Source organism: Mycoplasma amphoriforme A39 (genome assembly GCA_000723365.1).
Classification (GTDB): domain Bacteria; phylum Bacillota_I; class Bacilli_A; order Mycoplasmatales; family Mycoplasmoidaceae; genus Mycoplasmoides; species Mycoplasmoides amphoriforme.
Window position 1 is genome coordinate 324369 of record HG937516.1, and the last position, 15210, is coordinate 339578.

General features: G+C 29.7%; 11 protein-coding genes. 7 read left to right on the top strand and 4 right to left on the bottom strand.

The window, feature by feature from the left end:
- The first annotated feature begins 38 nt into the window (after nucleotides 1-38).
- Nucleotides 39-1025, top strand: a complete 987-nt coding sequence (locus tag ABDB96_RS01255; RefSeq protein WP_343251709.1) for a glycosyltransferase family 2 protein — start codon at nucleotides 39-41, stop codon at nucleotides 1023-1025.
- A 144-nt stretch (nucleotides 1026-1169) separates the two neighbouring features.
- Complete coding sequence (rpmB, locus tag ABDB96_RS01260; protein WP_343251710.1) at nucleotides 1170-1400, top strand: 50S ribosomal protein L28; 231 nt, start codon at nucleotides 1170-1172, stop codon at nucleotides 1398-1400.
- Nucleotides 1401-1457: 57 nt separating this feature from the next.
- Here rpmB and ABDB96_RS01265 read toward each other — a convergent pair whose 3' ends face one another.
- From ABDB96_RS01265 to ABDB96_RS01280, 4 genes are all read right to left on the bottom strand, one after another.
- Nucleotides 1458-3596 (bottom strand): MIP family Ig-specific serine endopeptidase, encoded by a 2139-nt coding sequence (locus tag ABDB96_RS01265; RefSeq protein WP_343251711.1) that lies wholly within the window; start codon nucleotides 3594-3596, stop codon nucleotides 1458-1460.
- 496 nt (nucleotides 3597-4092) lie between these two features.
- Nucleotides 4093-5436: a chromosomal replication initiator protein DnaA gene (gene dnaA / locus ABDB96_RS01270; RefSeq protein WP_343251712.1), complete on the bottom strand. Its 1344-nt coding sequence runs from the start codon at nucleotides 5434-5436 to the stop codon at nucleotides 4093-4095.
- A 7-nt stretch (nucleotides 5437-5443) separates the two neighbouring features.
- Nucleotides 5444-5860, bottom strand: a complete 417-nt coding sequence (locus ABDB96_RS01275; RefSeq protein WP_343251713.1) for a hypothetical protein — start codon at nucleotides 5858-5860, stop codon at nucleotides 5444-5446.
- A gap of 6 nt (nucleotides 5861-5866) precedes the next feature.
- Nucleotides 5867-6622, bottom strand: coding sequence for a ParA family protein (locus ABDB96_RS01280; RefSeq protein ID WP_343251714.1), 756 nt, complete (start codon nucleotides 6620-6622; stop codon nucleotides 5867-5869).
- Between the two features lie 1222 nt (nucleotides 6623-7844).
- Between ABDB96_RS01280 and dnaN the strand changes: the two genes are divergently transcribed.
- The 5 genes from dnaN (at nucleotide 7845) to gyrA (ending at nucleotide 15052) form a co-directional block, all read left to right on the top strand.
- Nucleotides 7845-8975 carry a DNA polymerase III subunit beta gene (gene dnaN / locus ABDB96_RS01285; protein WP_343251715.1) on the top strand — a complete coding sequence of 377 codons (1131 nt, stop codon included), beginning with the start codon at nucleotides 7845-7847 and terminating at the stop codon, nucleotides 8973-8975.
- A gap of 3 nt (nucleotides 8976-8978) precedes the next feature.
- The gene (locus ABDB96_RS01290) at nucleotides 8979-9959 is read left to right on the top strand and encodes a J domain-containing protein (RefSeq protein WP_343251716.1); all 981 of its coding nucleotides are present in this window, start codon (nucleotides 8979-8981) and stop codon (nucleotides 9957-9959) included.
- A 250-nt stretch (nucleotides 9960-10209) separates the two neighbouring features.
- A complete protein-coding gene (gene yaaA / locus ABDB96_RS01295; RefSeq protein WP_343251717.1) occupies nucleotides 10210-10422 on the top strand; it encodes a S4 domain-containing protein YaaA in 213 nt (70 codons plus the stop codon).
- A 28-nt stretch (nucleotides 10423-10450) separates the two neighbouring features.
- Nucleotides 10451-12415, top strand: coding sequence for a DNA topoisomerase (ATP-hydrolyzing) subunit B (gene gyrB, locus ABDB96_RS01300; RefSeq protein WP_343251718.1), 1965 nt, complete (start codon nucleotides 10451-10453; stop codon nucleotides 12413-12415).
- 144 nt (nucleotides 12416-12559) lie between these two features.
- The gene (gene gyrA, locus ABDB96_RS01305) at nucleotides 12560-15052 is read left to right on the top strand and encodes a DNA topoisomerase (ATP-hydrolyzing) subunit A (RefSeq protein WP_425528241.1); all 2493 of its coding nucleotides are present in this window, start codon (nucleotides 12560-12562) and stop codon (nucleotides 15050-15052) included.
- The last annotated feature ends 158 nt before the right edge of the window (nucleotides 15053-15210 follow it).

A 15210-nucleotide genomic window follows, 5' to 3' on the forward strand; every position in this document is an offset into this window, starting at 1 on the left:
GTAATTTATAATAAACAAAATCACATTTATTAAAATTAATGAACTGTAGCATAAATCCAAAAATTACCGTTTTAATTCCGACCCATAATTCAAAAAAAATTGTTTTGCGAACAATAGATTCGGTGTTAAAACAAACTTTTAAAAATATTAAAGTTATTATTATTGATGATTGTTCAAGTGATGGAACCTATGAACACATTTGCAAGCATGTTCAAAACAATTCGCGTGTTCAGGTTTATCGCAATGAACAAAATTTAGGGATTGGATTAATACGCAAGAAGCTCTTTGATTTGGTGACAACAGACTTCTTTTTCTTTATGGATGATGATGATTTTTTATACCCATCAGCACTAGCAAAAATGCTTAATGAATTCATTAAAGATCCGGATTTTGATTTTGTTGTCTCTAAATCAAAATTTGCTATCAAGTTTTGAAACACTTATTGAACGCTACCGTTTATGCAACAAAAATACCAAACCCCAAATCATCCATTGGAATGATATTGTAATAATTGGGTTTATTTTTGAGGAGTTTTATTTAAAACTAAATTTGTTAAAACTCAAGGCGATTCGCTTTGGTTTCAAGGCAGTCGTTATGAAGATTCAGTTCCCTTATGCAAACTTTTTTCAGCTGCTAGGAAAATCGGTTTTTGAAATGGTTATGCTGTCCAGTATTTACGCAGGAAAAATAGCATAACTTCAACTAATTCGGTTGATAATGTTATCGCTAATTTCCGTGCACTAATTGATGTTTATTCAGAATTATTTGCTTTCCAAGCAACAAAAGTTGTTGATATAAAATGGCGTCAAGCAATGATCAATGGCAAATATAATGATTTAGTTTCGACTTTTTGTGTTCATTACTCATTATTCAAAAAATGAAACAAAATGGCATTTTTTTACCAAAAACTCGAAGAAGTTAACCAACTAAGAATTAAATACAATGCTAAATTTTTAACTAAAGATAAATGACTGTCAAAAGCATTCAAAATTTTTTACTGGCATCTTTTTAAACGCTTACAGTAAATTAAATATCTCCAAAGTTTCTTTTTACCTGTTTTTAAGTTCGCAAACTAAAAATCAAGCTGATTTAACTAATTACGAAAAATTCTTGATAAATTTTAATTTTCTAGATACAATATTAATAATAACAAATTAGGAGAACAACCTATGGCACGTCGTGATGAGTTAACAAATCGAGGTCCACTCGGTGGCAATAATCGTTCACACGCAATGAATATTACCAAGCGTCGGTGAAACCTAAACTTACAAAAAGTTAATATTAAAACTGATGATGGTAAAGCGGTAAAAGTAAAGGTTAGTGCAAGAACAATTCGGACTTTAAAAAAACAAAATCGGATTATTACACCAAGTAAAATTAAACCAAAACTTACGAAATAAAGATAATAAAACCCTTGCAACAAGCAAGGTTTTATTATTTATTATTTGTTAAAAAAATTATAGATGTCTTGGATATAAAAAAGTGTCTTTGTTATTGCCTAATGAAGTTTTATACGAATTAATCATCTGATCGGTTCCGTTAATCAAATCGTAAGATTTTAATCCGATTTCAGTTAAAGCCCGGCCACGTTTCGTATTTGGATTAATGTCCATTTTTATAGCATTGGCTAATCCTAATGAAAGGCTAATATTATTTCCTTGTGGATCAATTAAGCCAAATGTTCCGAAATAAATTCCCATGATTTGATTATTTTGGTTCAGCAACATACTTCCAGAAGAACCGCCTGATAAATTCGTATTGTGTAAAACATAACTAAATCCGTATTGGCGGTACTTTTTGCCACGGAATTCTTGGATTCAGTTACGACTTAAACGTTGATTATACATGCCTAAAGGCGTACCATAATCGGTTCATTCGCGAAAACGATCCCATTTATTTTTTACATCGAATGGTTGTCCTTGATCAAGATTATTTCCATAAGAATTTAATGACCAAATCGGACTAGAACCAATAGATCGTTTTTCTAAACCTAAAGCCTCAACATTATATGGTTCTCTAAAACCATGTAATACCGGATAACCAGCAACAAATCCTCGCATTTCTTTTAATCTATCACTATGGATGTAATCAGTATCATCGAATAAACTTTTTTTAGTTATTTGATCTTCGGGTTTTCCAGATTTGAAAGTATTAAGTCGGGTGATCGCTGGAGTAATTCAACTATCGTAAACAGCCTTTTCGGCTTCTTCTTGAAATGTTAAAGGTTCATTAACGACATTAATGGAAATTGCTAAAACAGCAAAATCGATATAAGGGTTAAAATCTTCCTCACGTTTACTTGTGTCAACAACATCACCAGTTAATAAACTTCTTACTTTAACCTTTGTCTTTGCGTCAAAAAAATTAATCGCAGCAAATTGTGTTTTTGGAAGGTTTTTTAGTTTCACGTAGCTTAAGTAGGTTTCATGTAAAGTTGACGATAGTAGGGGATGATTAGAATTATCAAATTTTCCTAATGAAAACTGAACGGTTGTGTCTAGTTTTTGCTCTTTGTTAACAGTTGGTTTTGGGGGTTTGTATGGATCATTATCATCAGGATTTAGTAAACCATCTGCTACATGAATATTAGTGGCAAAATAACCGGTTCAAACAAACCCTTTATCGGTAGAAATTTTTTCAGTATTATAGTCAAACAATCAACTTGTTCCGGTTGCTGTATATGAATGAAGATTTTTAAAAGGTTGCGACCCATTGCCATCCTTATTAGCATTATAGCCACCTGAATTGATAAAACGAAGACTAAATGATAAATCATGAGCAACAGCATAAGGGGTGTTAGCAGGAATTTCATTTTTTTTATAAACTGCTTTTAGATATCCATCAATAGTAAAGTTTAATCCTGATGCATCAATTTTTTCTTGTTGAACGTGTGCCTTTGTTGCTTTCAACTGTTTGTTAGAAGCATCTTCTATAAGATCGCCAACTTTAGTTTTAGAAACAGTTATATCACCATCATAAGAATAGTATTCATAGACTATTCCAGCAAGTCGGTAAACAAATAATCGAAACGATATTTCGCCCTTTTCAGAATTAACTTTCGGTTGCTGGATTTTAACACGATATCCAGCATTTTCTAATGACTCTGGAAATTTAGGTAACAATTTCTTTGTATCTAAAACTTTATTAATTTGATCAATTGAGTACAAACTATAAACGTCAACATCTTCCGCTAACTTATCTGCTTCTTTTGGATTAACATGGTAAGTTTCATAAATATCAAAACTTTTATAAAATTTCGAAATTTCTTCTTTTGGAGAAAGCGGTAAAATAGAAGATTTTGAATCGATAAATTCTTCCGGTTTCTCATTTGCAAGAATAGCATTATTTACAGCAATTTCATTGTTTTTATTTTCTTGTTCGTCTTGATTTTCTTTTAATGTCTCATTTTCATTCAAGTTTTGCGAAGTGTTTTCTTGTGCTTGTCTTGATTTTGTTGCGTCAATTTTAGATTTATTACTATTTAATTCAGGAGTCCTAGAATTATGTGCACCGCCACACGATGTAGATAAGATTCCAAACAAAGCAGTAAATACAAAAACATTAGTAACTTTAAATTTTTTAGGTTTCTTTTTCATGATTTTTACCTAACCTTGTTTTTTTATGAATTAACGAATTTAAATAGTGAATTAATAAAAACTAAAGTAGTGAAAATTAAAAATCGGAATAATTATTCACCAATTCTTACCCTTACAACCTTGATAGCATAAAAGTGCATATACAGAAACAGCACAAAATTAATATTTTTATTTTTGTTTTAAATAAATTGATTTGATAATGTAAATTTAGCACTTAATAAAACACTTTAGTCATTTGAATCTTAGGGCAGAAAAAATTTTTATTTGAGTACGAAATGATTTTAACATATGAAAACTAGCTGATTGATGAAATTTTAAAAATTATAGCGGGTTCCCATAATTTAAATTAATATAGATATAATTTAAAAATTGAATTAACTAAAAAGGGTTTTTACGAAAATTTTAATGTTAATAAGATACTGTTGTGATTGCTTTTATTCTGTTGAATTTTGCTTATTTTGAATAAAGTCATCCTAAAACAAATATAAAAATGATCTTATAATTTTGAAATCATCGATTCAATAAATTGGCGCAACGATGAATCTTTTAGCATCATTTTTTCAACACCGTCGATTGAACTTTTTACAGTCGAATGGTCTCTTTGAAAGGTTTTACCAATTTCGGCAAGAGTCATTTTTAATTTATGTTTTAAAACATACATGCAAATTTTTCGAACATTTGTTAATTCGCTTTTTCTCGACTCTGATAAAACCCCGCTTTTCGAAACATTGTAATTACGACAAATTATTTCAATGATTCCTTCAGGATTTTTATTCAATTCAGTGGTTATCGTTCGGTATTCAGACTCAAGAATTTTATCAATGTGCTCTTCATCTAATAATGTTAAATTCTCATAGTTTGACATAACATAAAAAACGATTCGATTTAAGACACCTTCTAATTTTCTAATATCCGTGTTAAATAAATTTATAATTTTCGCAATTGCCTTTTCAGTCATTTTAAAAGCACAGTCAGCTTCTTGTAATTTTAAAGTTAAAATTTCACAAACAGTTGAAGAATCTGGTTTCGTAATTTCCACAGATAATCCTGAGGAAAAACGCGATATCATTCGTTCGTCAAAATCACGTAATTGATCGGGTTTTTTATCTGATGTCATTACAATTCATTTCTGATCTTTTACCATGTTATTAAAAATATCAAAAAAGATTTCATTGGTCTTTTCTCTTGTTGCCAAAAATTGAACATCGTCTAAAATTAACAAATCAGATATTTTTATTTTGTTTTTAAATTCTTCAACTTTTGAGTTACTTATGGCTGCAAATACTTCTCTCGTAAAATCATCAATATTGGTGCAAATAACCTTTTTTTCTGGAAAATTTTTAGAAAACTCGTTACCAATAGCGTTAATTAAATGGGTTTTACCAAGTCCTGTTGACCCATAAAGAAATAAGGGATTTCATTTGAGATTTTTTTCTGATGCAATTGCTTTTGCTGCGTTAAAAGCTTGTTTATTAGATTCACCAACAATGAAATTAGAAAAATACATGTTCTTGTTTAATCCACTGTTAGCATTAGTATTTTTTTTTTCTTTTTCCATGTTTTTAGCAATTAATTCGCTTTTGGAAACAAATTGAATGGTGTATTCTTCACCAGAAATTTCTTGAACTGCTTTATTAAATTGATCAATATATTGGGAATCGTTTAGTACACTTCGAGCAAAAGCCGAATTTGGAACAACATAAATAATATTGTTACGAAAAATTTTTGGAGTTAAATTTTTTATATGTTCGTCAAAAAATACTTCAGGCTGAATAAATTTTTTTGCTTTTAAAAGAACTTTTTTTCATAATTCTTTTAGTTTTTCCAAATCCATATTCATAAATTTATTAGTCTCTTATGCTTTTATCAAGAATCATGGTAATAAGTTTTGATAATTTAATATTTTTTTCTTTGGCAAGTTTCTTTACTTTATTCATTACGCGATCATTTGAATAAAAATGAAAGCCTTTAACAAGTGGTTCCTCTTCAACAATATCAATTGCTTCGATAATTGTGTTTTTTTTTAGATTTTTTTTTACAATTTTTAAATCTTCTTTTTCGGTTTTGTAATCACTTTCTGTGTCATGTTTTTCTGAAATTTTGTTTGAATTTTTAATTTCTTCAGATTCTGTTCTAGCAATGGTTTTATTTGTAGATTCATTAATTTCATCGGTATTTTTAGTTTTAGTTGGTGTGGAAGAAAAAATGTCATCTTCTAATAAATCAATAAATGTTTTTCGTTTTTTACTTGATTGTGAACTCATAATAACCTACTTAACTAAATTTAATATTTCTTTTGCAATAGAAATAAATTCATCGTGATATTTAGTTTTTTGTCCATTTAAAACAATTGGAAGTTTTTCATAGCCAACAGATGCTGCAGACTTTGTTGTATATGATACAAAATTTTTACTCATTGGGATTTTCTTCTTAACAAGATCTATAACTTCCGAATGCAATCTTGTTCTTAAATTAACTTTTGTAGGAACTACAAGAACTGATAATTTTGAATTTTTTTTCACTTTTAATTCGTCAATTGTTTTTGCTATTCTTCTTAAACCTAAAATAGAGTATTGATCTGGTTCAAAAGGGATAACGATTAATCTTGAAACTCTCATTGCTACCAATACAGCCAATGACATCGCTGGTGGGGTGTCTATAATTACGTAATCATACATTTTTTCAAGATCTTTAATAAGATTTATAATTGTAGATGCTTTATATTTACCTGAAGATATGTCTAAATCAATATAGTTTAATTCTGAATTACATGGAAGAATATCGACGCCGTGGAAAACATTTAAAATACATTCTTGGATATCTTTTTTTCCATATAATATATCGATTAATGTATCTTTTAATTTTTCTGGATATTGTCCGAAAGTTGCAGAAACATTACCTTGGCCGTCCAAATCTATAATAACAGTTTTAGAGGTAGGGTGAATTTTTGAAATTGCACCAGCAATGTTTGTTGATAAAGTTGTTTTTAATACTCCACCTTTGTTATTAATAAAAGAAATAATCACATGTAAACCTCATATCCGATATTAATTCTATATTATAACAATATAGATTTATATTAAAATAATATTGTGATAATATTATTTAAATACTAATTTGCTATTAATGTAATATTGTTCAAATATTATTCTAGTATTTTTTTAGTATTACTTTAATATTTAACTCTTAATTCTATAACTATATAAACAAGTTTTTCAATCCCATGCTAACTTTTATTAATATGATTAATTAACGATCAGGTATCAAACATTTAGCATTTGGTTAAACCAAAAGAATTATTCAGTATTTTCATGATGTTAGTGCAGAAAGAGGTATATATAACTAAAACAAGGGTTTAATAATATTTTTATAATATTAAAATAATATTGTAATAATATTATTTAAATACTAATTTGCTATTAATGTAATATTGTTTAAATATTATTCTAGTATTTTTTCAATGCTTTAATTATTAAGAGACTGTCTCTATAAACATAGCATCTATATAATTTACAATTTACTTCTTTATTAAATCATAGATTTATTTAATAATTTTTAAATTTATCCTTAAAACTGCTCTTGAAAAGTGCGTTAAAGATTCTCTTTTTTAGTTGTTTAAAATTACAGATGTTTCTATGATGTTTTCTTTATAAAGTTTGTTCTTAATTAATTTAATGCAAATTGTATGTGATTGATAATTGGCATCAAATGCTTGATTTATTCCTGCATTCATAGCAAAATAATTAACTATATTACTAGTAATATAGTTATAATATATTTTCTATATTATATATAAGTGGATTTTTATTCTTTTTCCTTATTGTTTTAAGAATTAAATATTTATATTTAATTCTTGTTCTATATTTACTATGATAAAATATCCTTACAGTTACCAAAACGATTATTATTTGTTACGATTTTAATGTTTGGTTTATTTCTTGTTATGTTAGTAACCTTAATTGTTTTTGTCTGTAATTTTTTTTAGAGATATCTTTTTTGTAAAACTTTTTTTTGTTATTTAATGTTTGCGTCTGTTACGACAAATAGTTAAATTATTAAAAAATAAACTTTTGTGCGTTTTTGTTTTTCTTTGGATTGTTTGACTTTTTTTTAAATCGTAGAGTGTTTTTGCATATTATTGAAAAATTTTATTTTTTAAATTTTAAGTTTTCCACAATTTTTGTTTCAACTAATAATAATATTTAATATAATATAAATCAATAAAATAATTATTAAGTAATCTAAGATTTGTCAAAATTAATTATGAAAATAACAATAAATAAAAACGTTTTGATGGAAGCTTTGAAGTTCTCCAATAACATTATTTCGAGTAGTGTTTCTAGTGCTATTTTATCTTGTGTTTTACTTGAATCGAATGAAACTGAATTTAAATTAACTACTTCCAATGGAATAATTTCATCCTGTTTTAAAATTAGTGAAAATATTGATATTGAAAATTCAGGAAGAGTCTTAGTTAAGGCCAAGTTGTTACTTGATGTGGTTTCTAAAATAAGAGAAGAAAACATTGAATTAGAAGAAATTGATTCTTCTCTTAGAATTCGAGCAAAAAATTACACATCAAATATAAATACGCTAGATTCTTTTTCTTTTCCTAATATTGATTTTGATACAAACGGTTGAACAGAAATAAAATTAAATTCTAAAACATTAGCAGTAGCAGTAAGAAAGGTTTCTCACTCGGCTTTACGACAGTCTGAAAGATTAGATCGTTTGAACGGAATTTACTTTGACAGTGAAAGTGAAAAAAATAAATTACGTATTGTTGCATCTGATTCCCTTAAACTTTCTGTTTTTAATACTCCTTACAATGGTGAACCTTTTAGTTTTTTAATAAATGCAAACGTTTTAAATTTAGTTAATTCTTTTTTAAAACTTAATGAAGAAATTATATTCTTGACTAAAGATAAAAATATTACAATCAAAACAAAAGATTTTATTCTTTCGTGTAATGTCATTGATGACAACTATCCAAAAATTGATGGACTTATTAAAAGCGAAGGCGAAACAACGTTTAAAATTTCTCGAAATAAACTTATCGAAGCTTTAGAACGAGTTATTGTTTTTGGTTCGACTGAAAAAATTTCCAATTGCAACATTAGTATATCTAAACATTTATTTTCAATTAAATACAAAAGTATCGAATTAGGAAGTTCAATCGATAAAATAGAAATTGAAGAATTTTCAGGAAAAACTATTGATCTATCTGTAAATGCTAATTTTTTAATGGAACACTTAAAAGTTTTTGATAACGATGAAATTGTTTTTAAACTTGAAAATAACTTAAAACCTTTTATGATAATAGATGAAAAAGAACCAGGTTTTTTGCAAATTCTTGTACCAACAATTAACAGTTTTTAAAATATGACTTTATACGATCTTCTTGAAATTTCATCAAATGCTAGTTCTAAAGAAATTAAAAATGCATATAAACGAATGGCAAAAAAATATCATCCTGATGTGAATAAAAATGGCCACGACATGTTCGTTCGCATAAACAATGCTTACTCAATCCTTAGCGATCCGGTTCAAAAAGTTAAATACGACATGATGGTAAATATTAGTAATGCGGCAACTTTTGAAATTTTTACTAATCAAAATCCACATTCTAATTATCAAAGTCAAAGTGATTTATGACATGAATCATTCATGAAAAACAATACACCAACAAAACAATGAAACTTCGATTCAAATTACGATTATGATTCTAGTTCCTGTGAAAACTACAACAACTATTATCAAAATTTAACTATTGATGGTTTGGGTGCATTTTTAGACAAAGATATTTCACAAGCTTTTTACGAAATTTACAAGGATTTCAAGATTAGTCTTAATTTACAGCGAGTTTTGTTATCAAGACATGAAACACGTACAAATTATGTTAATGCTTCTAATCTTGTCGAATTTTTAAAGATTAAATACGACTATAATGCTTGGATTGAAACTAAGCGTTTTTTTGATATCGAAGCGATTTTAGAGTTAACTCCTGAAGAAATTAAAAAAAGTTCAAACATTCGGATGCCTCTGAAAATTAAAGTTATTAACGAGGATCGACGACATGAAATTTGACACGAAGAATTAAGAAACTACGCTTTTACAATTCCGTCAAATACTCAAAACGGAGAAATAACTGAATTTTTTAATAAAGGCAACAAAGCATTAGGCTGGCAAGGTGATTTAGTAATTACAATGCGAGTCGTTCCCAAAATTAACAAACGGCTCAAAATTTATACGAATATTTTGAATACCGATAAAACCCATTTGTGATTTTTTGTTCCAAATAATCAAGTGGAAAATCCTAACAACCGGATTTTTGATTACAAAACATATGAGTACAAAGATTAATTTTGAATGAAGCAATTAAGCATTAAAAACAATGTTACCTAGTAGATGTTTAAAAATTAGCAATAATATTAGTTTTCATTCTTGAATCATGTCACCTGAAAACCCACGGTTTTTAAGTAAATAGATTTAATAATTTAATTTATTTTAATAGGCTTTCACTAAATATAATAAAATGTTACAATTGTTTACGTGTTGTACTTAATTAAAGTTGATGAATTTAAATTAAGTTACATTATGTATTAAGAGGATCATGAACCAGATAGTTAAACTAAAAACTCAATTTATTACACTTGGTCAATTATTAAAACTAATCAATAAAATTTCAACAGGAGGAGAAGTTAAAAACTTCATTAGTACCCATCAAATTATCATTAATGAAGAAATCGAAAAACGTCGTGGTCGAAAATTGTACGAAGGCGATATCGTAGAAATCGACGATGAGGCCTTTCAGATAAGTCGTTAACTTTTCATTAAACAAATAAGGATAGAAAATGGCTAAAACAGAAGAAATAGCTAATTATAGTGCTGATAATATTAAAGTTTTAGAAGGACTGGAAGCGGTTCGAACAAGACCTGGTATGTATATTGGATCAACAGGTCAAGATGGTTTACACCATATGATTTGAGAAATCGTTGACAATGCAATTGACGAAGTTATGGCTGGCTTTGCCACCATCGTGAAAGTGACAATTTTGGACGAGGAAAGAGTTTTCATTGAAGATAATGGCCGGGGAATTCCTACCAATATTCATCCAAAAACAAAAAAATCAGGTGTTGAAACAGTATTGACCGTTTTGCATGCAGGTGGTAAGTTTGATAACACCAATTATAAAGTTGCAGGTGGACTTCATGGAGTAGGTGCGTCTGTAGTTAATGCATTAAGTGATTCATTTAAAGTCTGGGTTTATCGTGATAAAAAAGTTCACTTTATGGAATTTGAACGCGGCGGAATACCGAAAGGTGAATTAAAAATCATTGAAGAACTAAACGAGTTGCGTACAGGAACATCAGTTGAATTTCGACCAGATTTTACGATTATGGAAAGGTTTGAATACGATTCGAAAAAAATTCAAAATCGTTTGCAACAATTAGCTTTTTTAAACAAAAATTGTCGAATTATTTTTGAAGATAAACGAGTTGGAAAAGAAACAAACCAAGAGTGGCTATACAGTGGTGGTATTAAAGAATATATTGAATACCTAAATTCGGAAAAAGAACCTTTAATTCCGACTATTATTTATGGTGAAAAAGAAGAAAATACAAAAGTTTCAAACGAATCAAATAAGTCTTATAATATCAAAGTCGAAGTTGCTTTTCAATACAATAAAACCTACAATAACTCAATCTACACTTTTTGTAATAACATTCATACAGTTGAAGGCGGAAAGCACGATGATGGCTTTAAATTTGCTATTGCAAAAATTGTAAATAAATATGCTTTAGAAAAAAAGCTTTTAAAAAAAGAAGATGGAGATATTAAAAAAGAAGATATTTGTTCGGGATTAACTGCTATCGTTTCGGTTAAACACCCCAATCCTGAGTTTGTAGGTCAGTTAAAATTAAAACTTGGAAATTCTGAAGTTCAAACTCTCACAAACAATATTGTTAGTGAAATTTTTGAGCGCTTTATGATGGAAAACCCTGATGAAAGCATTCCAATTATTCAAAAAGCAATTGTTGAAATGAATGCACGTAAAAAAGCACTGGAGGCTCGGGAATTAACAAGAAGAAAATCGCCATTTGATTCTGCTTCTCTTCCTGGTAAGCTCGCTGATTGTTCAACAAGAGATGCTGAAATATCTGAAGTATTTATTGTCGAGGGAGATTCGGCGGGTGGTTCGGCCAAAATGGGACGCAACCGATACTTTCAAGCAATCTTACCGTTACGCGGTAAAATCATAAATGTTGAAAAAATTACATCAGAAGAAGCTTTTCGTAATGCTGAAGTTGCAACAATTGTAACGGCGGTTGGTGCCGGGGTTAATCCAGAATTCGATTTAACAAAAATTCGTTATAATAAAATCATTATTATGACCGATGCTGATGTGGATGGTGCCCACATTCGGACGTTATTGTTAACATTTTTCTTCAGATACATGCAACCATTGATTGAAAACGGTCACGTTTATATTGCCCAACCACCTTTATTTAAAGTTAGTTTTGGAAAAACTAACCTTTACATGAATACGGAAAGTGAATTGGAGGATTGGAAACAAAAAAACCCTAATCAAAAATATGATTTGCAACGCTATAAAGGATTAGGAGAAATGGATGCAGTCCAATTGTGAGAAACCACAATGGATCCTGAAAAGCGCGTATTACTTAAAGTTAGCATGGAAGATGCTGTAGTGGCTGATAAAACTTTTTCACTTTTGATGGGTGAAGATTCTTCACCACGAAAAGATTACATTGAAAAAAACGCTAAAAACGTTCGTAATATTGATCTTCAAGCATAACCTTATATTTGACTATAGAAGGATAAAGTAATAATAATGAAACCTGATGATATTAAAAATGAAATTCGTTCAACCCTAGAAAAAACGGTTATTAAAAACGTCTCAATTGCTTCTGAACTTGAAGAATCATTTTTAGAATATGCCATGTCAGTAATTTTAGGCCGGTCGATACCTGATGCTCGTGATGGTTTAAAACCAGTGCATCGCAGGATCTTATATGCTGCTCATGTTGGGGGCATGACATCTGATAAACCTTACAAAAAATCAGCAAGAATTGTTGGTGATGTAATGGGTAAATTTCACCCCCATGGCGACGAAGCAATTTACAAATCCATGGTGCGAATGGCTCAAGACTTTTCAATGCGTTACACACTAATTGATGGCCACGGAAACTTTGGTTCAGTCGATGGTGACCCAGCTGCCGCTTCGCGTTATACTGAAGCAAGATTATCAAAAATGTCGGCTGAAATGCTACGAAACATCGATAAAAACACTGTGGATTTTATTGATAATTACGATGCAACTGAGCAAGAGCCACTAGTTTTGCCATCACCATTCCCTAATTTATTAGCCAACGGTGCATCAGGAATTGCTGTTGCGATGTCAACTAATATTCCACCGCATAATTTAAGTGAATTAATTGAAGGTATTCAACTGTTAATCTCTAATAAAGATGTTAGTATTCAAGAATTAAAAAAAGTTATTAAAGGTCCAGATTTTCCGACTGCTGGCGAAATTTTAGATGATTCAGGAATCACTAACTATTTTGAAACCGGCCGCGGCACTGTAACGATGCGCGCGAAGGCTCACATTGAAACCCATTCAAATGGCAAATCATCTATTATTGTGACAGAAATTCCCTATGAAGTAAACAAAGCCGATTTAACTGAAAAAATTGCTAATTTAGTAAAAACTGAACAAATTGATGGTATTACTGATTTGCGTGATGAATCTTCTCGTGAAGGGATTCGTTTGGTGATTGAAGCAAGAAGGGATATAGTTCCGGAAGTTTTACTAAATCAATTATTTAAAAAAACCAATTTACAAACAACTTTTAGTGTTAATTTACTATCAATTGTTAAAGGTGAACCGAAACTTTTAAACGTTAAACAAGTTTTAGAAATTTATTTAGAACACCAAATTGAAGTCTTAACAAGAAAAACCGAATTTGAATTGCAAAAAACCAAAGAACGAGTGCATGTTCTTGAAGGCTTAGTAATTGCTACCAAAAACATTGATGCAATTATTAAAATCATTCGTGAAGCATCTAATAATGAAGTCGCGATGCACGATTTAATGGAAAAATTCGCTTTAACTGAGATTCAAGCAAAAGCAATTTTAGAAATGCGTTTGCGTAGTCTAAGCGGCTTAGAACGGGAGAAGTTACAATCAGAGTTATCCAATTTGCAAGCACAAATTAAAGAATACGAAAGCATTCTTGCTAATTTTGACCATAAATTAAGAATTATTAGCGAGCAATTAGACGAAATTAACAAACGTTTTGGTGACAAGCGAAAAACCGAAATTATCCAAGGTGTATCTTCGTCAATCGATGATGAAGATTTAATCCCGGTTGAAGATGTCGTTGTTACCATGTCAGTCCAAGGTTATCTAAAACGCATTCCAGTGGATACATATCGATCGCAACGCCGTGGTGGAACCGGCGTGAAAGGAATGAATACTTACGAAGATGATGATGTAAGTAAATTATTAATTTGTTCAACCCATTCTGATCTATTACTTTTTACTGATAAAGGAAAAGTTTACCGAGTTCGAACTCACCAAATTCCGGTTGGCTCAAGAATTGCTAAAGGTACACCTGCACAAAATATTATTGATATTGAAAAGGATGAAAAAGTGCAATCTTTATTATCTGTTGATGAATATCAATCTGGCTATTTATTTTACTGTACCAAAAAAGGTGTGGTGAAACGAACAAAGCTCTCTGAATTTGAAAGAATTAATCGCAACGGTAAGATCGTAGTTAGTTTGAAAGAAAACGATAATTTATTTTCTGTTATTAAAACAACTGGAGATGATGAGATTCATATCGGGATATCTAACGGTAAACTAGTTCGTTTTAAAGAAAAAGATGTTCGGGCCATGGGCCGAACAGCTGCAGGTGTTCGGGGTGTTCGTTTAGATCCTAAAAAAGATAATGTTATTGGATTATCTTCATCAGCAACTGGTGATCTAGTTTTATCAATTGGCGACAATGGTGTAGGTAAACTTACCGATCGGTTATTATACCGTTTGACCAAACGGGGATCTAGCGGCGTTGTAACCTTAAAAGTTAATGAAAAAACCGGCAAAGTGATTTCTACCAATGTTGTTAAGGGAAATGAAGATTTATTAATGATTTCATCAACTGGTAAAATTATTCGAATTGGTTTAAGTTCTTTATCATCAATTGGTCGGGGCACTTCAGGTGTTAAATTATTTAAACTTAAAGAAAACGAAAAACTTCAAGCGGTTTCTTTATTCGCGGCCGAAAATTCATTAGATAGCGAAGGTGATTCACCGAGCGAAATGCATGAAGTAGAACATAATATTGAAGATGCATCACAAAACAGCATAGTAGATGTGACAACTGTTCAAGAAGTTAAGAATGATGAAAACGAAGATTCAAATTCTTAACAAATAACTAGACAATTTTTAATAATCAATACTTTAATTTTAATTCTTAGATTAGCAAACCAATAACGAACCTTATTAAATGAACAATAAGTTTTAAACAGCGAAGATAACACTTATCAAAATTTAATCAAATTAAAACTAATGTATAATTAATATCG